The organism is Streptomyces sp. NBC_00669, from assembly GCF_036226785.1.
Lineage (GTDB): Bacteria > Actinomycetota > Actinomycetes > Streptomycetales > Streptomycetaceae > Actinacidiphila.
Map to the genome: position 1 here is coordinate 1,288,159 of NZ_CP109018.1, position 21,232 is coordinate 1,309,390.

At 74.7% G+C, this 21,232-nt stretch carries 19 protein-coding genes; 9 read left to right on the forward strand and 10 right to left on the reverse strand.

What is annotated here, in order from left to right; translation table 11 throughout:
• Nucleotides 1–83: 83 nt before the first annotated feature.
• The 3 genes from dhaK to OG896_RS05115 all read right to left on the reverse strand — a co-directional run bounded on the left by dhaK (nucleotide 84) and on the right by OG896_RS05115 (nucleotide 3,139).
• A complete protein-coding gene (gene dhaK / locus OG896_RS05105; RefSeq protein WP_329362789.1) occupies nucleotides 84–1,085 on the reverse strand; it encodes a dihydroxyacetone kinase subunit DhaK in 1,002 nt (333 codons plus the stop codon).
• Nucleotides 1,082–1,870 carry an MIP/aquaporin family protein gene (locus OG896_RS05110; protein ID WP_329362791.1) on the reverse strand — a complete coding sequence of 263 codons (789 nt, stop codon included), beginning with the start codon at nucleotides 1,868–1,870 and terminating at the stop codon, nucleotides 1,082–1,084. The genes dhaK and OG896_RS05110 overlap by 4 nt, the downstream gene beginning before the upstream one ends.
• A gap of 480 nt (nucleotides 1,871–2,350) precedes the next feature.
• Nucleotides 2,351–3,139, reverse strand: coding sequence for an IclR family transcriptional regulator (locus tag OG896_RS05115; protein ID WP_328471853.1), 789 nt, complete (start codon nucleotides 3,137–3,139; stop codon nucleotides 2,351–2,353).
• 59 nt (nucleotides 3,140–3,198) lie between these two features.
• Here OG896_RS05115 and dhaM point away from each other — a divergent pair, with 59 nt between their 5' ends.
• The 3 genes from dhaM (at nucleotide 3,199) to OG896_RS05130 (ending at nucleotide 5,020) form a co-directional block, all read left to right on the forward strand.
• On the forward strand, nucleotides 3,199–3,591 hold the full coding sequence (gene dhaM, locus OG896_RS05120; RefSeq protein WP_329362794.1) for a dihydroxyacetone kinase phosphoryl donor subunit DhaM: 393 nt from the start codon (nucleotides 3,199–3,201) through the stop codon (nucleotides 3,589–3,591).
• Complete coding sequence (locus tag OG896_RS05125) at nucleotides 3,575–3,877, forward strand: HPr family phosphocarrier protein (protein ID WP_329362796.1); 303 nt, start codon at nucleotides 3,575–3,577, stop codon at nucleotides 3,875–3,877. Before dhaM ends, OG896_RS05125 begins: the two co-directional genes overlap by 17 nt.
• A gap of 144 nt (nucleotides 3,878–4,021) precedes the next feature.
• A complete protein-coding gene (locus tag OG896_RS05130) occupies nucleotides 4,022–5,020 on the forward strand; it encodes an aldo/keto reductase (RefSeq protein ID WP_329362798.1) in 999 nt (332 codons plus the stop codon).
• A gap of 116 nt (nucleotides 5,021–5,136) precedes the next feature.
• Here the strand turns inward: OG896_RS05130 and OG896_RS05135 are convergent, their stop codons facing one another.
• The 3 genes from OG896_RS05135 to OG896_RS05145 all read right to left on the reverse strand — a co-directional run bounded on the left by OG896_RS05135 (nucleotide 5,137) and on the right by OG896_RS05145 (nucleotide 9,891).
• Nucleotides 5,137–7,311, reverse strand: coding sequence for an NEW3 domain-containing protein (locus OG896_RS05135; protein ID WP_329362800.1), 2,175 nt, complete (start codon nucleotides 7,309–7,311; stop codon nucleotides 5,137–5,139).
• A gap of 241 nt (nucleotides 7,312–7,552) precedes the next feature.
• Nucleotides 7,553–8,338, reverse strand: coding sequence for a DeoR/GlpR family DNA-binding transcription regulator (locus OG896_RS05140; RefSeq protein WP_328471843.1), 786 nt, complete (start codon nucleotides 8,336–8,338; stop codon nucleotides 7,553–7,555).
• A 518-nt stretch (nucleotides 8,339–8,856) separates the two neighbouring features.
• Complete coding sequence (locus OG896_RS05145) at nucleotides 8,857–9,891, reverse strand: aldo/keto reductase (RefSeq protein ID WP_328471841.1); 1,035 nt, start codon at nucleotides 9,889–9,891, stop codon at nucleotides 8,857–8,859.
• Between the two features lie 167 nt (nucleotides 9,892–10,058).
• Here OG896_RS05145 and OG896_RS05150 point away from each other — a divergent pair, with 167 nt between their 5' ends.
• A complete protein-coding gene (locus OG896_RS05150; protein WP_329362803.1) occupies nucleotides 10,059–10,988 on the forward strand; it encodes a LysR family transcriptional regulator in 930 nt (309 codons plus the stop codon).
• A 134-nt stretch (nucleotides 10,989–11,122) separates the two neighbouring features.
• Nucleotides 11,123–11,551 carry a PaaI family thioesterase gene (locus OG896_RS05155; protein WP_329373719.1) on the forward strand — a complete coding sequence of 143 codons (429 nt, stop codon included), beginning with the start codon at nucleotides 11,123–11,125 and terminating at the stop codon, nucleotides 11,549–11,551.
• A 60-nt stretch (nucleotides 11,552–11,611) separates the two neighbouring features.
• Here the strand turns inward: OG896_RS05155 and OG896_RS05160 are convergent, their stop codons facing one another.
• On the reverse strand, nucleotides 11,612–12,118 hold the full coding sequence (locus tag OG896_RS05160; protein WP_329362805.1) for a MarR family winged helix-turn-helix transcriptional regulator: 507 nt from the start codon (nucleotides 12,116–12,118) through the stop codon (nucleotides 11,612–11,614).
• 90 nt (nucleotides 12,119–12,208) lie between these two features.
• Here OG896_RS05160 and OG896_RS05165 point away from each other — a divergent pair, with 90 nt between their 5' ends.
• Nucleotides 12,209–13,087 carry a haloalkane dehalogenase gene (locus OG896_RS05165; protein ID WP_329362807.1) on the forward strand — a complete coding sequence of 293 codons (879 nt, stop codon included), beginning with the start codon at nucleotides 12,209–12,211 and terminating at the stop codon, nucleotides 13,085–13,087.
• Nucleotides 13,088–13,118: 31 nt separating this feature from the next.
• Nucleotides 13,119–14,357, forward strand: coding sequence for a DUF4032 domain-containing protein (locus OG896_RS05170; protein WP_329362809.1), 1,239 nt, complete (start codon nucleotides 13,119–13,121; stop codon nucleotides 14,355–14,357).
• Between the two features lie 115 nt (nucleotides 14,358–14,472).
• On the opposite strand, the gene OG896_RS05175 is transcribed toward OG896_RS05170, so the two are convergent.
• Complete coding sequence (locus OG896_RS05175) at nucleotides 14,473–14,784, reverse strand: hypothetical protein (RefSeq protein WP_329362811.1); 312 nt, start codon at nucleotides 14,782–14,784, stop codon at nucleotides 14,473–14,475.
• 267 nt (nucleotides 14,785–15,051) lie between these two features.
• On the opposite strand from OG896_RS05175, the gene OG896_RS05180 reads away from it, so the two are divergent.
• Entirely contained in the window at nucleotides 15,052–15,837 is a 786-nt protein-coding gene (locus OG896_RS05180) for an SDR family NAD(P)-dependent oxidoreductase (protein ID WP_329362813.1), read from the forward strand.
• Nucleotides 15,838–16,066: 229 nt separating this feature from the next.
• A complete protein-coding gene (locus OG896_RS05185) occupies nucleotides 16,067–18,367 on the forward strand; it encodes an acyltransferase family protein (protein WP_329362814.1) in 2,301 nt (766 codons plus the stop codon).
• Between the two features lie 32 nt (nucleotides 18,368–18,399).
• Here OG896_RS05185 and OG896_RS05190 read toward each other — a convergent pair whose 3' ends face one another.
• Nucleotides 18,400–19,389, reverse strand: coding sequence for an SCO2400 family protein (locus OG896_RS05190; protein WP_329362816.1), 990 nt, complete (start codon nucleotides 19,387–19,389; stop codon nucleotides 18,400–18,402).
• Between the two features lie 173 nt (nucleotides 19,390–19,562).
• Entirely contained in the window at nucleotides 19,563–21,116 is a 1,554-nt protein-coding gene (locus OG896_RS05195) for an MFS transporter (protein ID WP_329362818.1), read from the reverse strand.
• Nucleotides 21,117–21,232: the final 116 nt, after the last annotated feature.

A 21,232-nucleotide genomic window follows, 5' to 3' on the forward strand; every position in this document is an offset into this window, starting at 1 on the left:
TGCGGGCAGTGCGCGCAGTCGGATAGGGCGATCGGATGGCGCGCGGTACGCCTTGGCACGGCACCCGCGGGCGGTGGGCCGGGTCAGACGCCCCAGCGCAGCGCCGCCGTGCGCACCGGCGCGCGCCACAGGTCGAGCAGTTCGGGCGTGACCCGGCAGACGGTGACCGACGCGCCGGCCATGTCGAGGCTGGTGACGTAGTTCCCGACCAGGTTCCCGGCGATCCGCACGCCGCGTGCGGCCAGCAGCGCGGCGACCTCGCCGTAGACGACGTACAGCTCGATCAGCGGGGTGCCGCCGAGGCCGTTGACCATGACGAGCACCTCGTCGCCGGTCGCGAGCGGCTGGTCGGTGAGGACGGCGGCCAGCATGTCGGCGACGATCTCCCGTGCCGGGCGCAGCTTCTCGCGGCGGCGGCCGGGCTCGCCGTGGATGCCGACGCCGACCTCGATCTCGTCGTCGGGCAGCTCGAACCCGGGCTTGCCGGCGGCCGGCGCGGTGCAGGCGGTGAGGGCGACGGCGAAGGAGCGGGTGGCGGCGTTGACCCGGCGGGCGGTGTCGGCGACCTCGGCGAGCGGGGCGCCGCGTTCGGCGAGCGCGCCGGCGATCTTCTCCACGAAGACCGTGCCGCCGGTGCCGCGGCGCCCGGCGGTCCAGGTGGAGTCCTGGACGGCGACGTCGTCGTCGACCAGCACCGAGGCGACGGACAGGCCGTCCTCCGCGGCGAGTTCGGCGGCCATCTCGAAGTTCAGCACGTCGCCGGTGTAGTTCTTCACCACGAACAGGGTGCCCGCGCCGGCGTCGACGGCCTTCGCGGCGGCGACCATCTGGCCGGGCACGGGCGAGGTGAACACCTCGCCCGGACAGGCCGCGTCGAGCATGCCGGCGCCCACGAACCCGCCGTGCAGCGGCTCGTGGCCGGAGCCGCCGCCGGAGACCAGCGCGACCTTGCCGGGTCTGGGGCCGGCGGCCCGGGTGATGACGCGCTGGACGGTGTCGACGGTCAGGAGGTCGGGGTGGGCGGCCGCGATACCGGCGAGAGCGTCGTCGAGCACGGTCTCGGGCGCGTTGATCAGCTTCTTCACGACAGGGCTCCTTCGGGGGCGGCGGCCGGCGCCGGCCGGCCGGCGGTGCCCGCGGTACGGGCGGCGGGGGTACGGCGGGTGGCGAACGCGGTGTGCACCAGGCCGGCGAGCAGCGCGCCGACCACCTCGGCGCCGACGTAGACCGGCAGTTGGCCCCAGTGCACGGTGCCGCCGTAGAGCGCGCCGATGACCATCGGGCCGAACGCGCGGGCGGGGTTGACGGCCGCGCCGGTGGCCGGGCCGATCGGGATGATCACCGCGAACACCGCGAGGCCGATGGCGAGGCCGGCGAAGCCGCCGGGCGCGCGGCGGTCGATCGCGCCGAAGATCACGAAGACCAGGATGAACGTGCCGATCGCCTCGGCGGCGAAGGCGTGTCCCGCGCCGGTCGGTGCGGCGTAGGAGGCGATGCCGAGTCCGGCGCCGACGGCTCTGCGGCCGAGTACGGCGACGATGGCGAGCGCGCCGAGCAGCGCGCCGGCCGCCTGCGCGGCGAGGTAGCCGGGGACGTCGCGCCAGGGCATCCGGCGGGTGGCGGCCAGCGCGAGGGTGACCGCGGGGTTGATGTGGCAGCCGGATATGTGGCCGATCGCGTACACCATCGCGATCACGACCATCGCGAACGCGAAGGCGATCATGCCGAGTTCGGCCATCGTGAAGGGCGCGGCGCCGCCGAGCAGGGTCGTGGCGGGCACGGAGCCGACGCCGACGAACACCAGCATCGCGGTGCCCAGCAGCTCGGCGAGAAGTTTCTGCGGGTAGGTCGGGAGTGCGGTGTCTTCCATCCTGAGCGCCCGGCCGCCGGTGGCGGTCGCGGGCTCTCACCTCCTGCGCGTGCGGGGCGGGTGGTGTGGGCGTGGCGGGGAGAGGCGTGCCGGGGAGACCGGACGGGTGGCCGCCAGGCAGGTCAGGGCAGGGTCCATGCCTGGCGGCCGGTCGGGCAACGGGAGAGGGGAGCCAATCCTCCCTATTACCGAATGACGTTCATTAATGATGAACGTAGTGGGAAGTTAAGCGGGCGTTTCGCCGGTGTCAAGGGGTTCGGCGCCGCGCGGGGGCCCAACTCCCCGCGGCCCAGCGTGTGTTGCCGGAGCCCGCAGGGCGGACGGAAGCACGTCCCGGCGCATGGCGGCATACGGGGGCATGCGGGGGCGCGAGTCGGCCCCCGGGCGCACGGTCGGGCATGCGGAAGGGCCGGCGCTTCCGCGCTCGGCCCCGGTACGGCGCCGCGCCCGCCGCTCAAGGCGCGCGGGCGCGGGGAGGGTTCAGCCGGCCGCGCCTCGCGCCGTACCCCGTGCCGCCCCGCGCGGCGCGCCGAGGTCCCGGGACAGGTTGCGGGCGGTCTCCCGTACCGCGACGGCGAGTTCCTGCCGGGCGGGCTCCGCGAGCAGCCGCTCGACCGGCCCCACCACGCCGATCGCCCCCACCACGGCGCCGGAACGGTCGAAGACGGGCGCCGCGACCCCCGCGTCGCCGATCGCCGACTCCTGGTCCTCCAGCGCGTAGCCCTGCGCCCTGACCTGCGCCAACTGGGCGGCGAGCGGCTCGCGTCCGGTGATGCTCGCGCCGGTGAGCACGGTCAGCTCGCCGGCCAGCAGCCGCTCGCGCTCCTCGTCGGGGGCGAAGGCCGCCACCGCCTTGCCGAGCGCGCAGGTGTTCCAGGGGATGGACGCGCCGACCTCCAGGATCTGGACGGCCCCCTCGGGACGGAAGGCGTGGTGCACCACCAGCATGTGGTCTCCGGTGGGCACCGCGACCCACACCGCCTCACCGGCCCGGCGGGCCAGCAGGTCCGCCCAGGTGAGCGAGCGGGACCGCAACTCCTGGGTGTCCAGGTAGGAGTTGCCCAGGTGCACCAGATAGGGCCCGAGCTGGTACTTCGAGCTGTCCCGGTCCTGCACCACCATGCCCTCGGCCTCCAGGGTGCGCAGCAGCGCGTGCACGGTCGGCTTGGCCACGCCGAGCCGCTCGGCCAGCTCGGTGACCCCCAGCCGGGGGCCGGTGACGGCCAGCTCCCGGAGGATCTGGACGGCACGCTGCACCGCTTGCACCATGGGAAAACCTCTTCGTTCGGTATTGCTGAATGCTGTTCCGAGATCTAGCATCGCTGTTCATGACTGAACTTGTCGGCATCGTACTCGTGTCCCACAGCCCCGAAGTGGCCGCAGGGCTACGCCGGCTGCTCGGCCAGATCGGCTCCGACGCCGTTCCGGTGGCCGTCGCGGGCGGCACGGACGACGGCCGGATCGGCACCAGCTACGCGCGTGTCGCCGCCGCGGTCAAGGAGGCCGACCGCGGCGCAGGCGTGCTCATCCTGCCGGACCTGGGCAGTTCCGTGCTCACCGCCCGGGCCGTCCTGGAAGACCAGCCCCGCGACGGCGCAGTGATCGCCGACGCCCCCTTCGTCGAGGGCGCCGTGGCCGCCGCGGTCACCGCCGCGGCCGGCGCGGACCTCGCCGCCGTACTCACCGCCGCCACGGAGGCCCGCCATGTCAGCAAACTCTGAACCGTCCGTCCGCACCGCGCCCGCCGGCGAGCCCACCGCGGAGATCTCCGTGGTGCTGCCGGCCGACCTGCACGCCCGCCCGGCCGGCCGGATCGCCCAGGCCGCCGCGCGGTTCACCAGCGACCTGTTGCTCCAGTTCGGGGAACGCAGCGCCAACGCGGCCGGCGTGCTGGCCGTCATGGGCCTGGGCGCGACCGCCGGGCGTACGGTGACCGTGCGGGCGCAGGGGCCGGACGCGCAGGCGGCGGCCGCCGCGCTCGCGGAGATCCTGGCGACGGCGACATAGCGGCCGGCCGGAGCGCCGGCGTCCCCGCGGGCGCCGGCGCCCCCACGGGCGCCGGCACCGGTACGGCCGCAGGTCCGCCGGGGTCTTCGCGGCCGCCCGCGCCCGCCGTCCGTACGTGCCCGCACCACCGCAGGAGCCGCCCCCGTGGCCACACCGCCGCACGCCCCCGCCGACCCGCCCGCGTCCACACCCGCGCCCGAGCCCACGGCCCGGATCGGGTTCGGCCTGGCCGCGGTCGGCCGCCCCGGCTACATCAACCTCGGCCGCGACCGGGACCTGCCGCCCGACCGCACCGTGGACGCGATGCGCCGCCGCACCCACGAACTGCTCGACCTCGCCTACGCGGACGGCGTGCGCGACTTCGACGCGGCCCGGTCGTACGGCCGTTCCGAGGAGTTCCTGGCGCAGTGGCTCGACCAGCGGGAGCCGCCCGGGGTGGTGGTGTCCAGCAAGTGGGGCTACACCTACACCGCGGGCTGGCGGGTGGACGCGGAGGCGCACGAGATCAAGGACCACAGCCTGGCCACGTACGAGCGGCAGCTCGCCGAGACCCGCGCGCTGCTCGGCGACCGGCTCGACGTGTACCAGGTGCACTCCGTCACCCCGGACAGCCCCGCGCTCACCGACCCCGCGCTGCACCGCGCGCTGGCCGAACTGGCCGCGCACGGCGTCCTCGTGGGCCTGAGCACCAGCGGCCCCGCGCAGGCCGACGCGATCCGCGCGGCGCTGGCGGTCACCGTCGACGGCGCGCCCCTCTTCCGCAGCGTGCAGTCCACCTGGAACCCGCTCGAACCCTCCGCGGGACCGGCCCTCGCCGAGGCACACGCCGCCGGCTGCCGGGTGATGGTCAAGGAGGCCCTCGCCAACGGGCGGCTCGCCGCGCCCGATTCCCGCCTCGCCCCCGTACTCGGCCCGCTCTCCGCGGCCCTGGGCACCACGCCGGACGCGGTCGCCCTCGCCGCCGCCCTCCACCAGCCGTGGGCCGACGTGGTCCTGTCCGGCGCCGCGACCGCCGCCCAGCTCACCTCCAACCTCCGTGCCCGGCAGGTCGTGTTCACCCCGACCCAGCTGGCCACGCTCGCGGAACTGGCCGAACCGCCGTCCGCCTACTGGCGGCACCGCGCCGGACTGCCCTGGAACTAGGGCCTCGTCGCAAGGCGGCGCGTCCCCGGCGGAGGAGATCGGACTCCCCCGCCGGGGACGCGTGACCGCCGTGCGGCGCTTGCTCCTTGGTGATGCCTGCTCCTTGGGAGGACGTGCTACTTGACGGACATCGCGAAGACGTGGATCGCGGCCTGGTTCGGCAGGGTCACCGACCGCACCGTCTTGCCCGCGTCGAGGCTCACGGTGTTGGAGAACACCTGGTAGCTGGTGCCGAAGTTGGCCGGCCCGGACGGGGTGTCCCGGTGGTCGGTGGTCAAAGCGACCTGGGAGCCGTAGTCGTTCGTGGTCGAGCAGCACCAGTTGGGGAAGCCGAGGGTGCCCGTGCTGGTGGTGCCGTCGGTGTAGGTGACCGTGACGGTTCCGGAGGTGAAGCCCGCTTCGGCGCCGAGGAAGGCCAGTTGGCTGCCGGAACCGGCGAGGGTGATCTCCTGTCCGGCGGCCGTGGCGTTGTCCGGGGTGCCGGGCGCGGACGCGGGCCAGGTGAAGGTCTGCCCGTTGGCCTGGATCGTGGCACCGGGGGTGGCGCCCACCTTCGCGAGGGCGTCGGCGGAGTAGCTGTCACCGGACCCGTCGAAGTCGCCCTTGGAGGTGTCACTCTCCGGCGTCGTGCCGATGTTGTTGAACGCGGCGGCCAGCGACGGGTAGGGCACCACCGAGGTGATGGTCAGCGGCCCGCTCACCGTGCCGCTGCCGGCGAGGCCCGCACGGTAGCTCGCGGTCGCGGTGACCGTGGAGACCGTGGTGCCCGGCTGGGCGGTGGGCGCGGTGACCTGGACGGTCGCCGAGGCGGTCCGGCCCGGGTTCACCACCAGCCCGAGCAGCGCCTTCGACGGCGAGACCTTCCAGCCGGACGGGGCGCTCAGCGCGACCGTGGCGCCCAGCAGCGGGGTGGCGCCGTGGTTGGTGAGGCTGACCTGGTACCGGTCCGGGTGCGCGGTGGTGCTGACGTCCTTCCAGCTCACCGCGGTGGCGGGCTGCTGGAGCGGGCTGCCGCCCGGGGCGACCCGGTACAGCACGGTGCCGTGCGGGGGCACGTCCGCGGAGATGGTGCCGGTGGTGACCGTGGTCTTCTTCGTCACCAGGTCCTTGAGCGTGAACGAGGAGCCGTGCGCGAAGCCGGCCTTGGCCGCGGTGGTGGTGATCGTCTGCGCGGTGTCGGAGCTGTTGAACAGTGCCACCGCCCGCTGCCCGCCCGCGAGTTGCTTGGAGAGCACGTCATAGCCGTCGCCCTGCTGGACGATCCGGCCCTGCAGCCCGGTGCGGTCCTGGTCGACCGCGATGACGTCCTTGTTGCCGAGCACCGCCAGCGCGTCGGCGGACAGGTGGGTGAGGTCGGTGCTGGAGATCAGCGGCGCGGCCATCATCGACCACAGCGACATCTGGCTCTGGATCTCGTCCCGGCTCAGCCCGGAGTCGCCGGCCAGCAGGAAGTCGGGGTCGTTCCAGCGCCCGGGGCTCTGCAGGTCGGCCAGGCCCACGTTGTACTCGTAGTTGTAGAGCAGCGAGGACCACTTGGCCGCGCCGCTCTCCTGGCCGAGCGCGATGTCCGCGCCCTCCCGCCACAGGTTGCCGACCTGCGCCGACCAGCCGATGACCTTGTCCCAGTCGGCCCCGCCCTGGAAGTACGCGGGCGCGGAGACCGAGAAGACCATCGGGCGACCGGTGTCGAGCATCGCCTGGCTCCACGCGGAGTACGTGTCGTGGTAGCTCTGCTCGTCCGTCTCGCCGGGCTTCGTCGGCACGTTGCAGCCGTCGAGCTTGACGTAGTCGACCTTCCACTTCGCGAACAGGTCGGCGTCCTGCTGCCAGTGGTCGAGCGAGCCGGGGTAGCCGCCGCAGGTGGCCGTGCCGGCGTCCTCGTAGATGCCGAACTTCAGTCCCAGCTTGTGCAGTTGGTCGCCCACGTAGGCCATGCCGTCGGGGAACTTCACCGGGTCGGGTACCAACGCACCGGAGCTGTCACGGGACTTGGCCATCCAGCAGTCGTCGGTGGTGACCGTGTCGTACCCCTTGGCGGCAAGTCCGCTGCTGACCAGGGCCTTGGCGTTGTCGAGGATGGTCTGCTCGTCCATGTTGCACTGGTAGTACGACCAGTCGTTCCAGCCCATGGGCGGGGTGGGGGCGTAGTTCGGGTACGGCGCCGACGACGCGTCCGCGGGGGTGCCCGCGGACGCGCCGGGGGCGGTGAACAGGAGTCCGGTGAACGCCAGCGCGAGACAGCCGCTGCCGGCCAGGGCGGCGCGCGTGCGCCGGGCGAGAGGTGATGTCACAGGGGCAACCTCACTGATCGGTCGGGCCGCCGCGGGGCGGCCGCTCCAGAACCATGCGAGGACTATCTAGGCAGGCTTGCGCGAAATTGACAAGAGCATGCCCCTTATGAACATCTCGAATCAGCTTCACGCAGGGGGACTTGTGCGGGCCGGGCGAACCGGGCGGGCTCCTGGAGGGACCCCGCGGGTGCGGGCGCCACGAGGACGGCCCGGCGCGGACTCCCGCGCACGGGCCGGCCGTTCAGACGCAGGACACCTCGACGCCTTGGGCCACGAACTGCTCCACCAGTTCCTCCGGCGCGCCCTTGTCCGTGATCAGCACGGAGATCGCCGACACGTCGCAGACCTGGGCGAACGCCCGCTTGCCCAGCTTGGTGGAGTCGGCGACCACGACCACCTTCTGCGCCCGCTCGGCCATCGCGCGGTTCGCGCTGGCCTCGCCCTCGTCGTGGGTGGCCGCGCCGAACCGCGGATCGACCGTGTTCACCCCGAGGATCGCGTAGTCCAGCGAGATCGCCTGGAGCACCATCGTGGCCAGCGGCCCGGTCAGCTCGTAGGAACTCGGCCGCGCCACCCCGCCGGTGACGACCGTCTTCACATACGGCCGCACCGCCAGCTCGTTGGCGATGTTGATCGCGTTGGTCACGATGGTCAGCGCGGTGGCGTTGCCGCGCTCGGCCAGGTCCGCCCGCATCGCCAGTTCCCTGGCCACGTCGGAGGTGGTCGTGCCGCCGTTGACGCCGACCACCGCGCCCGGCGGGATCAGCGCGGCCGCGGCCTTGGCGATGCGCTGCTTCTCGTCGGCCTGGCGCCCGGCCTTGTAGCGCAGCGGCAGGTCGTACGCGACACCGCTGAGCACGGCACCGCCCCTGGTCCTGGTCAGCAGCTGCTGCCTGGCCAGTTCCTCCATGTCCCGGCGCACCGTGGCGGCGGAGACGTCCAGCAGTTCGGCCGCCTCGGCCACGCTGATCCGGCCCCGGTCGCCCAGGACCTCCAGCAGCCGCGTCCAGCGCTCGTGCGTCCCCATCGACTCCGCCCTCCGTTTCGGCCGATCGGAGAGCGAGCGTATCGCGCCGCGATCGGCCCCGACCTGCGCAAGGCGCTCTGCGCGGTTCTGGCGTTTACGGCGTGAACCGATCACATCCACGCAGCGCGGGGCCTGCGGAAACCCGCCCTCACGGTACCGGCCGCATTTCCGGCGCCCGCCCGGCGGGTGGGTCTCGCGGGGTTCCCCGCGCCGCCAGGAGGATGCGGCTCCTTCCGCCGGGCGGGCGCCAAGTCGGGGGCGGGGAACGGCGGGTACGCGGGCTGGGGGCAGGCTCGCGACCCCGCGGGGAAGGCTCCCGCGGGGCCGCGAGGTCAAGGGGCGGGGAGGGCGCGGCATGCCCTCCCCGCGGGCGCCCGCCGACGGCTGAACCGTCAGCGGTGGCACGGCCGTCGGCGGCGGAACCGCCAACCGCGCCGAGACCGTCAACCGGAACCGCCGGCCGAGGCGCGACCGTCAACCGGAACCGCCGGCCGGAACCGTCAGCCGAGGCGCGACCGTCAGCCGCGGCCCCGGATGTCGCGGCCCCGCTGGTTGACGCCGGGAACGCCGTAGGGGTAATCCGCGGCGCCCGGGTCACTCGCGGTGTCCAGCCGCTCGACCTGCTCGGCGGTGAGGCGCAGGTCCACCGAGCCGAGGTTGTCCTCCAGCTGCTCCAGGGTGCGGGCGCCGAGGATCACGGAGGTGACGGCGGGGCGGCCGAGCAGCCAGGCGAGGGCGACCTGGGCCATCGTGGCGCTCTGCTCGTCGGCGACGGCGCGGACCGCGTCCACGACGTCCCAGGTCCGGGCGATCGCGCTGCGCCGGTGGTACGACTCGACACCGCGATCGGGGTTCTCGCCGAGCCGGGTGGCGCCGGTGGGCAGCTCGTCACGGCGGTACTTGCCGGTCAGCCAGCCGCCGCCGAGCGGGCTCCACGGCAGCAGGCCGAGGCCCTCGGACTCGCAGGCGGGGGTGATCTCCCACTCGATCTCCCGGGCCAGCAGGCTGTACTGCGGCTGGAGGGTGACCGGGCGGGTCAGCCCGCGGAAGTCCGCGACGTCCACGGCCTTCTGCAGTTGCCAGCCGGTGAAGTTGGACAGGCCCACGTAGTGGATACGGCCCTGCCGCACCGCGTCGTCGAGGAAGCGCAGGGTCTCCTCCACGGGGGTGTACGGGTCCCAGGCGTGCACCTGGTAGAGGTCGATGCAGTCGACGCCGAGCCGGCGCAGCGACGCGTTGAGCGCGCGGTCGAGGTGGCGCCGGGACAGCCCGGCGTCGTTGGGGCCGTCGCCCATCGGGAAGCGGCCCTTGCTGGCGATCTCCACCCGGCCGGTGATGTCGGCGGGGCGGGCGGCCAGCCAGCGGCCGATGATCTCCTCCGAGACGCCGGAGCTGTAGACGTCCGCGGTGTCGATGAGGGTCCCGCCGGCCGCCACGAACCGGTCGAGCTGCGCGAACGCGCCCTTCTCGTCGGTCTCGGCGCCGAACGTCATGGTGCCGAGCGCCAGCGTCGACACGCTTGCGCCGCTGCTGCCGAGGGTGCGGTACTCCATGCGGGTTCTCCGGTTCTGCCGGCGGTCCGCCGGCGACGGGTGATGCGGGTGATGCGGGTGGTGCGGCCCGCGACGGGTGCGGGGCCACGTGCACCATGCTGTCCCCGACCCGGAAGACTCGTCCAATAGAAGAAAGAGAACGGATTCATCGACTAGATTTCTCAATCGTGGAACTGCGTCAGCTGGAGTACTTCGTCGCCGTCGCCGAGGAACGGCACTTCACCAAGGCCGCGCAACGGCTGCTGGTCTCGCAGTCGGGACTGTCTGCGTCGGTGCGCGCGCTGGAGCGGGAACTCGGCTCCCCGCTGTTCATCCGGACCACCCGCAGCGTCGAACTCACCGGCGCGGGACGGGCGTTGCTCGGCGAGGCGACCCGCACGCTGGCCGGCGCCCGCGCCGCGAAGGAGGCGGTGGCGGCGGTGCAGGGCCTGCTGCGCGGCAGCCTCGCGGTGGGCACCGAGCAGTGCGTGACGGTCGACGTCGGCGCGCTGCTGGCCCGGTTCCGGGCCCGGCACGGAAGCGTCGAGGTGCGGATGCGGCAGGCGGGTTCCGCCGTACTCGCCCAGGACGTGGCGGACGGCCGGCTGGACCTGGCGTTCGTCTCGCTGCCGGGGCCGCCGCCCGAGGGCGTACGGCTGCTGCCGCTGACCCGCGAGCCGATGGTGCTGCTGTGCGATCCGCACCACCCGCTGGCGGGCGAGCCGCGGGTGGAGTGGGCGCGGCTGGCGGGCGAGACCTTCGTGGACTGGCACCAGGACTGGGGCGCGCGGCAGTTGACCGACCAGGCGTTCGCGGCGAGCGGCGCGGTGCGCCGGGTGGCGCTGGAGGTGTACGACGTCCACACGCTGATCGACCTGGTCCGGCACGGGCTGGGCGTCGCGGTGGTGCCCCGGCCGATCTCCCGCAAGGAGCAGGCCGCGACGCTGGCGGTGGTGCCGCTGGCCGGCCCGGGCGGATCGGACTGGGAGGTGTCGGTCGCGCTGCCGAAGGGCGACCGCCCGAGCCCGGCCGCCCGCGAACTGCTGTCGTACCTGGACCTGGCGCAGGTGAAAGGCCCGCGCCGCGCACCGGACACCGAGGAAGGGACCCACCGGTGAACCCCGAACCGACGCCGAACACGACGCCGAACACGACGCCCCCGCCCGGGTCCGGCGCCCCGCCCGCACCCCAGGCCGACGCCGCACCCGAATCCGGCTCCGCACCCGATGCCGCGTACGGGCCCGCGGTCGGGCTGGACCTCGAAACGGCCCGCAAGACGCTCGACAGCCAGCCGTTCAGCCGGCTGGTCGGCGCCGAGCTGACTGCGTTCGGCGCCGGCGGCGCGGTCCTGGAGGTCGCCGTCCGCGAGGAGCTGCGGCAGCAGAACGGCTTCCTGCACGGCGGCGTGCTGGCGTACGCCGCCGACAACGCGATCACCTTCGCCGCCGGTTCGGTGCTGGGCGCGTCGGTACTGACCGGCGGGTTCACCATCCAGTACGTCCGGCCGGGCACCGGGGTGCGGCTGGTGGCCCGGGCGCAGACCGTGCAGGCCGGGCGGCGTCAGGCGGTGTGCCGGTGCGACCTGTACGCGGTCGCGGCCGATGGCGCCGAGACGCTGTGCGCGGTGGCGCAGGGCACGGTGCTGCGGGTGAGCGCGCAGGCCGGGCCGCGGGCCGACTGAGCGGGACCGCCGGGACGGCGACGGGGGCGGGAGCGGCGACGGCTCGCCGCCCCGGCGGATTCAGTGTCCGGAGTGCGCGGGCTCGCCCTCGCGGCGCCCGGCGTGGTGGGCGATCAGCCGGCCGAGCAGCGAGGTCAGCTCGGCGCGCTCCTTCGCGGTGAGCGGCGCGAGCAGGTCCTCCTGGGCGGTGTCGAGGATCGCGTCGAGGCGGCGCAGGTGGGCGCGGCCGGCGGAGGTCAGCGTGATGACGTTGCGCCGCCGGTCGTCGGGGTCGGGTGCGCGCTTGACCGCGCCCTGGGCCTCCAGTTCGTTGATCACGGCCACCAGGTCGCTGCGGTAGATGCCGGTGCGCCGGCTCAACGTGGCCTGGCTGGCGGGGCCGTACTCCTCCAGGGCGGCGAGGGCCGCGTAGTGCCACTTGCGGGCGTCGACCGCGGCCAACCGGCCGCTGATCATGCGCTCGCCCTGGGCCGCGGCGAGGTTGAGCAGACGGCTGGGCAGGGCCGCGAGCCGCTGCGGGGTGCCCGCCTGATCGTCCGGGAGCGGCATGTCGTGCGCGGTGTCCATGGCCGCATCGTACTCCGTTGTGTTTGTCGCACTAACGATGTACCTTCGTTAGTGCCACGAACGTTAGTCACACAAACGGAAGGCGTTCTCATGCCCACCCTCGACGTACTCGACTCGTTCCTGCACTACGAGCAGGCCGGCCCCGGCGCGGCGGAGGCCGTCGGCGCGCCGCTGGTCTTCCTGCACGGCAACCCCACCTCCTCGCACCTGTGGCGGCACGTCCTGCCGAAGGCCGCGGCGGCCGGGCGGCGCTGCCTGGCTCCCGACCTGATCGGCATGGGCCGCTCCGGCAAGCCCGACATCCCCTACGCGTTCGACGACCACGCCCGCTATCTGGACGCCTGGTTCGACGCGCTCGGCCTGGAGCGGGCGGTGCTGGTCGGGCAGGACTGGGGCGGCGCGCTCGCCTTCGACCGCGCCGCCCGCAACCCCGCCTCGGTCGCCGGGCTGGCCGTCATGGAGACGATCGTCCGGCCGATGACCTGGGAGGACTACCCTGCCGCCGCCCGCTCCCGGTTCAAGGCGTTCCGCACCCCCGGCACCGGCGAGGAACTGGTCCTGGACAAGAACGTCTTCATCGAGGACAGCTTCGAGCAGACCGTGCTCGGCGAGCTGCCGGCCGCCGACCACGACGTCTACCGGGCCCCGTACCCGACCCGCGAGTCCCGCCGGCCGCTGCTGCGCTGGGCCCGCTCGATGCCGCTGGAGGGCGAACCCGCCGACGTGGTCGCCCGGGTCTCCGCGTACGACGAGTGGCTCGCGGCCAGCCCCGGCACCCCGAAGCTGCTGCTGACCTTCGACTCCTCGCCCACCTTGGGCATCGGCGAGGCGCTGACCGCCTGGTGCGCCGAGCACATCTCCGCGCTGGAGATCGAGCACTGCGGTCCGGCCGGCCACCTCGCCCCCGAGGACCAGCCGGACGCGATCGCCGCGGCGGTCACCTCGTGGGCAGAGCGGCACAGCCTGTAGCCTGCGGTCCTACGAGAGGACCCCAAGCGCCATGCCGTTGCAGATCAGGGCCACCGACGCCGGCCACCCCGCCGACCTCCTCGACCTGCCGTGGGGCCTGCCGCTGGAGCAGTGGCCCGACGAGACGCTGGTCGCGCTGCCGCGCGGCATCTCCCGGCACGTGGTGCGCTTCGCCCGCGCCGGCGACGAGGTCGTGGCGGTCAAGGAGGTCAGCGAGTGGGCGGCGGCCCGCGAGTACGAACTGCTGCGCGACCTGGACCGGTTGGCGATCCCCGCGGTCGACCCGATCGCGGTGGTCACCGGCCGGGTGGCGGCCGACGGCACCGCGCTGGAGCCCGCGCTGATCACCCGGCACCTGGGCGGCTCGCTGCCGTACCGGTCGATGTTCGAGACCACGATGCGGCCCGGCACCGTCAGCCGGCTGCTCGACGCGCTGGCGGTGCTGCTGGTCCGGCTGCACCTGGTCGGCTTCGCGTGGGGCGACTGCTCGCTGTCCAACACCCTCTTCCGCCGCGACGCCGGCGCGTACGCCGCCTACCTGGTCGACGCCGAGACCGGCCAGATCCAGCCCAGGCTCAGCGCCGGCCAGCGCGACTACGACATCGAGCTGGCCCGGGTGAACATCGCCGGCGAGCTGATGGACCTGGAGGCGGGCGGCTCGCTGCACCCGTCGGTGGACCCGGTCACCTTCGCGGAGGCCATCTGCTCCCGCTACGGCGACCTGTGGCACGAGCTGACCCGCGAGTCCGTCTACCCGGCGGGCAAGCGGCACTACATCGACCGCCGAATACGCCGGCTCAACGGCCTCGGCTTCGACGTCGCCGAGATGCAGATCCAGCGCTCGCCGGGCGGCGACACCGTCACCTTCCTCCCGAAGGTCGTGGACGCCGGCCACCACCAGCGCCAGCTGCTGCGGCTGACCGGCCTGGACACCGAGGAGAACCAGGCCCGCAGCCTGCTCAACGACCTCGAACAGTGGATGACCACGCAGGACGACTACGCCCCCGGCGATCCCCTGGGCGCCCGGCCCGAGGTGCTGGCGCACCGCTGGGTCCGCCAGGTCTTCCGCCCCACCGTCCGCATGGTGCCGCGCGACCAGCGCGGGAAGATGGACCCCGCGCAGCTCTACCACGAGCTCCTCGAACACCGCTGGTACCTGTCGGAGCAGGCCGAGGGCGACGTCGGCCTGGAGGCCACCGTGGCGAGCTACCTCGCGGACGTGCTCCCGCACGTGCCCGACCCGTCGGCGGTCACGCCCGGCGAGGAGTGACGCGAGGCCGCCGGAGTCCGGCGGCACCTGACACGTCGGCGGCCTCAGGTTCCGTACCGGCTGGTGCCGTGGCTGGTGAGGTTCGCCTGGTTCGCGGTGTCCGGTGCGGTGATCCTCAAGGCGGAGGATCGTCCTCGTACCGGGCGTACGCGGAGGACTCCGGCAACGCGGCGAGGTGCCGTGCCGGGCGCCGCGAACCGGTGAACCTTTCGGGCCACGGCACCAGCGCCGCCACCGTGCAGCCGTACCCCACGACGGCGAAGACGCACGCCATCCCCAGGGGGTCCGGCGCGGGCGGGTTCCCCAGGCCCGGCCGGTCGTGGAAGGCGGACCGCGCCACCATCGTCGGCACGCACAGGACGAACCAGGCCACCCCGGTCGCCATCCGGCTCATGAACCGTCTGAAGCGCGGATCGACGGTCGTCATCGGCAACTCCCCCGTTGCGTCAAGCCGTTGAGCAGCCCGGCGCCTGCTGCTTCCTCGTGTGGCGTCGGACGCCGTGGACCCGCGAACGACACCGGACCACCCGGACGTCCGCAAGAAGGCCCCGCTCCCGATGGTGCCCGGCACGGGAAGCGGCGCGGGGAGCGGCGCGGGGTCCGGTCGTACGGCGAAGGCCCCGGGAACAAGCGGTGGGCGGCGTTGATTGACGCTGGGGCACAGCGACACCGCAGGGACCGAAAGGGACGCACCGTGGATCTCGAACTGACCGGCCGCCGCGCCGTCGTCACCGGCGGCAGCCGGGGCATCGGGCTGGCCACCGCCAAGGCGCTGGCCGCCGAAGGCGCCGACGTGGCACTCGTCGCGCGCGGCGCCGACGCGCTCGCCACCGCCGTCGAGGCGGTCCGCGCGCACGCCGGCCCGGACCGTACGGTGGTCGGCCTGCCCGCCGACACCGGCGACGACGCCTCGGTGGCGGCGCTCGCCGCGGAGGCGGTCCGCGCGCTCGGCGGCGTGGACATCCTCGTCAACGCCGCCGCCACGCCCAGCCCGGGCAGCTTCCCCGAGGACGCCCTGGAGGAGGAGTTCAACGTGAAGGTGCGCGGCTACCTGCGCACCGCGCGGGCCTTCGCGCCGGCCATGGCCGAGCGCGGCTGGGGCCGGATCATCAACGTCAGCGGGCTGGCGGCGCGTCAGACCGGTTCGGTGGTCGGCTCGGTGCGCAACGTGGCGGTGGCCGCGCTGAGCAAGAACCTCGCGGACGAACTCGGCCCGCAGGGCGTGAACGTGGTCGTGGTGCACCCCGGCCTGACTCGCACCGAGAAGACCCCGCAGACCCTCGCCACCATGGCGGCGAACCGGGGCGTGAGCGTCGAGGACGTGGAGCGCGCCGCCGCCGCGGGCATCTCGATCGGCCGGCTCGTGACGGCGGAGGAGGTCGCGGACGTCATCACGTTCCTGGCGAGCCCGAAGAGCGTCGCGCTCAACGGCGACCCGGTGGTGGCCGGCGGCGGGGCGCTCGGCCCGATCTTCTACTGACCCTTCGCACGTTCGGGTGATGATCTGATGATCTGTTAGTTCTGATGGCCGATCAGCACGCGCGGGGCCGGCGGGGCCGTTCCTACGGTGGAGCGTGCCTTCGTCTGCCCCGCTGCCCGAGTCCCGTCCTCCCGCCGCCTCCCGCCTGCACGGGCCGGCGGACCCGCCCGCGCCCCGCGAGGACACCGGCCCGGGGCCCCGTAAGGACACCGGCCCGGGAACCGGCCAAGTGGCTGACCGGAACGCCGACCGGAACGCCGACCGGAACGCCTCCCGGAGATCCGGGCCGCCGGCCCGAGGGCCGCGACTCGCCGGCCTGGACGGGCTGCGCGCGCTCGCCGTCGCGGCCGTCGTCGCGTACCACGTGGACCCGGACTGGCTGCCCGGTGGCTACCTCGGCGTGGACGTCTTCTTCGGTATCAGCGGCTTCCTGATCACCCATCTGCTCCTGGCCGAGCACCGGCGGGACGGCCGGATCGGGCTCGGCGGGTTCTGGCGGCGCCGCGCGGTCCGGCTGCTGCCCGAGCTGCTGCTGGTGCTGACCGCCTGCGCGGTGGCCGCGCGGCTCACGGCAGGACGCGGCACCGGCATCGGCGACGGCCTGCGCGGCGACACCCTGGCGTCGCTGGCGTTCGTCAACAACTGGTGGCAGATCCACCAAGGCGCCGACTACTTCCACCACTTCGGCAGCCCGCCGCTGCTCCAGCACCTGTGGTCGCTGAGCGTGGAGGAGCAGTTCTACCTGGTCTGGCCGCTGCTGCTGGCCGTCCTCCTGCCGTTCGCGCGCGGCCGCCGCCGGCCGCTGCTGACCGGGGCGCTCGCGGTGCTCGCCGCCGGCGGCGCGGCGACGTCGCTGTGGCGGATGCACGCGCTCGGCCCCGGCGCCGCCGGCGGCTCCCGGGCGTACTTCGGCACCGACTCGCACTGCGGCGCGCTCCTCGCGGGCTGCGCCGCCGCGCTGGCCCTGCCCGCGCTGACCCGCTACGCCGCCCGGCTGCCGCACCGCGGCCGGGCCGCGGTGCGCACCGCGCTCGCGGCGCTGGCCGGCTTCGCCGTACTCGGCCCGGGCAACGGCGTGATGTACGGGTGGGGCTTCGCGGTGGTCGCGCTGGCCACCACGGTGGTGTGCGCGGGCTGCGCGCTCGACGCGCAGCCGCGGCTGCTGGACACCGCACCGCTGCGGCTGCTCGGCCGGCACTCCTACGGGCTCTACCTGTGGCACTGGCCGGTCGTCGTGACCGCGAACGCCCTGTGGCCCGACACCTCCACGGCCGTACGCGCGGTGGAACTCCTCGCGCCGCTGCTCCTCGCCGTCGCCGGCCAGCGGCTGGTGCAGCGGCCGATCGCCGCGGCCCTGCGCCGCCGGCCGGACCGTACGGCGACGCGCGGCGAGACGGCGACGCGCGGCGACACGGCGACGCGCGGCGAGACGGCGACGCGCGGCGGGACGGCCGGGCACGGCGAGACCGCAACGCACGGCGACACGGCCGGGCACGGCGGGACGGCCAGGCACGGCGAGACAGCCGGACATGGCGGGACAGGCGGGCACGGCGGGACGGCCGGGCACGGCGAGACCGCGACGCACGGCGGGACGGCCGGGCGGGACACGACGGTTCCGCGGGTCGGCGGGGCGCTTCCGCGGGACGAGAAGGCGCGGCGAGGGCAGGCAGCGGCCGGACCGCTCCCGGCACCGGCCACCTTGCTGCGACGCGCGCACCGTACGGTTCCGTGGGCCCGGGTGGTCAGGCGGCACCCGGCACTGGCGGTGGTGGTCGGCGCGGTCGCGCTCGCGGCGGCCGCGGTGCTGGTCAGTCCGGCGTCGGCGCCCAGCGCCCTGCAGAGCCAGTTGCAGGCGGGGGCGAAGTACGAGGCGACACTCGCCGGGAAGGGCGGCGGGGACGCCCACTTCGCCGCGCCCCACGGCTCGTCCGGTACGGCGGCGGACCCGGCGTCTCCCCCGGCCCCGGTGCCCGCGCCTCCCGCCGACCCGGGCTCGTCGGCGCCGGCCGAGCGGTCCCCCTCCGCGGCTCCCTCCCTCGCGCCCGGCACGGTCGACGGCAGCGACATCACCATGATCGGCGACTCGATCACGCTGGGCTCCGCGCAGGATCTGCACCGGGTGCTGCCCGGCATCCAGCTCTACGCCCAGGTCGGGCGGATGATGGAGGACGCCCCCGACATCTGTGCGCAGCTCCTGGCCCAGCACCGGCTGCGCGGCACCGTCGTGCTGGCACTCGGCACCAACGCGACGTTCAGCACGCAGGACGTGGACCACGTCCGCGCCGTGGTCGGCGACCGCCGGATCGTACTGACCACCGTACGCGGGCCGTTCCCGTGGCAGGACAGCGTCAACAGCGCGGTGCGCGATTACCACGCCGACCACCCCGAAGTGCTCCTGGACGACTGGTACTCCACCGTCGCCACCCATCTGGGCCTGCTGTGGATCGACCACGTCCACCCGCGCGGCGGCGCCGGCACCACGCTGTTCGCGACCAGCCTCGCCGACACCCTGACCGCCGGCGACTCCTGACGGCGACATGCTGGGGCGGGTGCGGGCGCGGGTCAGTGCAGGCAGATGCCCAGCACGCAGGGCGGCTTGCCGGACGGGGTGGTGGGGGGCGCGGAAGTCGGGGTGCCGGTGGGCGACGCGGACTGCGGTGCGGACGTCCCGGTGCTGGGGGTGGTGACGCTGCCGGAGGCCGTGGTGCCCGCTGCCCGGGGTGTGGCGGGGGCGGAGGAGGCGGAGGTGCCGGGGCCTGCGGCGGGCGGGCGGCCGGCCGAGGTGCGGGGGTGCCCGGTGGAGGGGCTGCGGGGCGGCGCGCTGGAGGCGGGCGCGGCGGCGCCCGGCGCCGAAGTGCCGTGCGGCGAGGGGTCGTCCGGGACGGACGCGGCGGGCGGGGTCGAGGAGGAGCCGGCGGATATGACCGCCGCGGCTATGCCGCCCCCGACCAGTGCGAACGCGGCGACGACCGCGGCGCGGCGGCGGTTCCTGCGGCGCCGCTCGTCGAGCGGTTCCGGGCCGGTGCCCGGGGTCGGCCGCGGGCCGGCGCCGGGCGTGCGGGCCGGGGAGGTCGCGGAGACCTCGGGCGCTCCGGCCGGGTCGGGCCGCTCCGGGGGCAGCGCCACCTTGGCCGAGGGCGGGCCCGCCGGGGAGGCGTCGGCGGAAGGCGCGTCCGGGCGCGGCGCCGTCGGCTCCCCGGCGGCGGACCCGCGTGACGCCGGGGGCCGTTGGCGGTCGCGGTCGTACGGCGTCTCGGGCGCTGACGTCTCGGGCGCCTCGGGGACGGCCGGGATCGACACCGTCGGCGCCTCGGGGGCGGGCGCGCCGTCCGGCTCCGCCGCGAGGTCGTCCACGGGTTCGCCGTCCTCGGGCGGCAGGTCGGCCGGTGCCCGCCCGGCCGGGCCGCGCGGGTCGATGTCGGGCGCGTAGGCACCGCAACCCGGGCACATGAAGGCGCCGTTGAGGGTACGCCGGCAGGTCGAGCAGTAGTCCATCCGCGGGTCGTCCGCGTCGTCCGCCGCACGACCCGGACGAGTCGCCGGTGTGCTCATTGGCCCCGCTCCTCTCTCCGGGCTCCCGTTTCCCATGGGCCGCAAGGCTAGTTCACCGCGAGCCGTGCTCCGGGGGCGGGGCGGATGCCCGCCCCCGGCACTTCCCGTCCAGTTGGGGCGGCGCGGCCCGAACACCGAGCGGGGTGCGGAGAGTTGGCGCCGTCGCCGCGCGGTCACGGGGAGGCGTCGCCGGCCCGCGTCGGGCTCGTCCGGTCGCCGGTCTCCGCCGTACGGAGGGCGTCCGGCGCCTGGTCCGGGAGGTCCGGCTCGTCCTGGTCGTCCGGCGGGTCCGGGAGGTTCCGGCCGAGGCGGGCGAGCGGGGAGCAGGCGAAGTACAGCGGGGAGAGGGTCATCGCGGCGGCGGTCGCCAGCAGCGCGGCGCGCAGCCCGTAGCGGGCGGCGAGACCGCCACCGGTCAGGGAGCCGAACGGGCCCAGGCCCATGCCGACGACGTTGATGGTCGCGACCACGCGGCCCTGGAGCCGTAGCGGTGTGACGGCCTGCCGGACGGCGGTGGTGGTCACGTTGACGAGCTGGCTGAAGGCGCCGTAGACGAAGTTGATCGCCATGAGGGCGCCGAGGGTGGCGGCGCCGGAGCCGTGGAGCGCGGGCACGCAGAGCATCGCGCCGTCGGCGAGCGCGGCCGCGCCGACGAGCACCACGCCGTATCCGATCCTGGCCGGCAGCCGGGCGGACAGTGCGGAGCCCACCAGCGCGCCCGGGCCGGTCGCCGCGAGCACCAGGCCGACCGCGCCGCCCGACAGGTGCAGTGCGCGCGGCAGGAACAGCAGGTACACGGTCATCAGGGCGGCGAAGGAGAACTGGAAGAGGCCCGACGCCGTGCCCACGGCCCGCAGCGCGGGGTCGCCGGCGACGAGCCGCAGTCCGTCGCGGATCTGCCACCACAGGCCGGCCGCGGGCCCGGGCACCGGCTCGGACGTCGGTTCGGACGTCGGTTCGGACGTCGGTTCGGACGTCGGTTCGGACGTCGGTTCGGACGTCGGTTCGGACGTCGGTTCGGACGTCGGTTCGGACGTCGGTTCGGACGCGAGTACGGGCACGGACGCGGGCACGGATACGGGCTTGGCCCGCGCTGGTCGCGGCTCGGGGCGCCGGATGCGGCGGATCGACAGGGCGGACAGCGCGAAGAAGAACACGCAGCCCGCGACCGCGACCGGAGCGGACAGCAGCGACACCAGCCCGCCGCCGAGCGCGGGCCCGCCGATCTGGGCGGCGGACCGGCTGCCCTCCAGCGCGCTGTTGCCCTCGGTGAGCCGGTCGCGCGGCACCAGCCGTACGAGCGTGGCCTGGTACGCCACGTCGAAGCACGCCGACAGGGACCCGGTGAGGAACCCGACGACGAGCAGCAGCGGAAGGCCGAGGCCCCCGAAGAGGTACGCCAGCGGGACCGCGGCCAGCACCGCGGCGCGGCCGAGGTCGGCGAGGACCATGAACCGGCGGGACCGCCGGCGGTCCACCCACACGCCGATCAGCAGCGAGAAGAGCAGGATCGGCGCCTGCTCGACGGCACGCAGGGCGCCGAGCCGGCCGGGGCCCGAGTGGAGTGCCACCACGGCGAGGAGCGGCAGGATCGTCCGGCCGGCCTGCTCGCCGAGTTGGGAGGCGGTCTCGCCCGCCCAGAACCTGCGGAAGTCGGCGTCCCGCCAGAGGGAGGAACGCGAAGAGCGGGAGGAACGGGGAGAGGGTGTCCCAACTGCGGTCGGCACGAGTGCCCCTTGGGTAGCGGAGAGCGGCGCCGGCTCCGGGGCGCGCGGGTGCGGCCCGCCGGGAACCGGGCAGGGAAAGGCTCGCTGTGCCGCTCTTCGACTTCAGGGGCAGCACG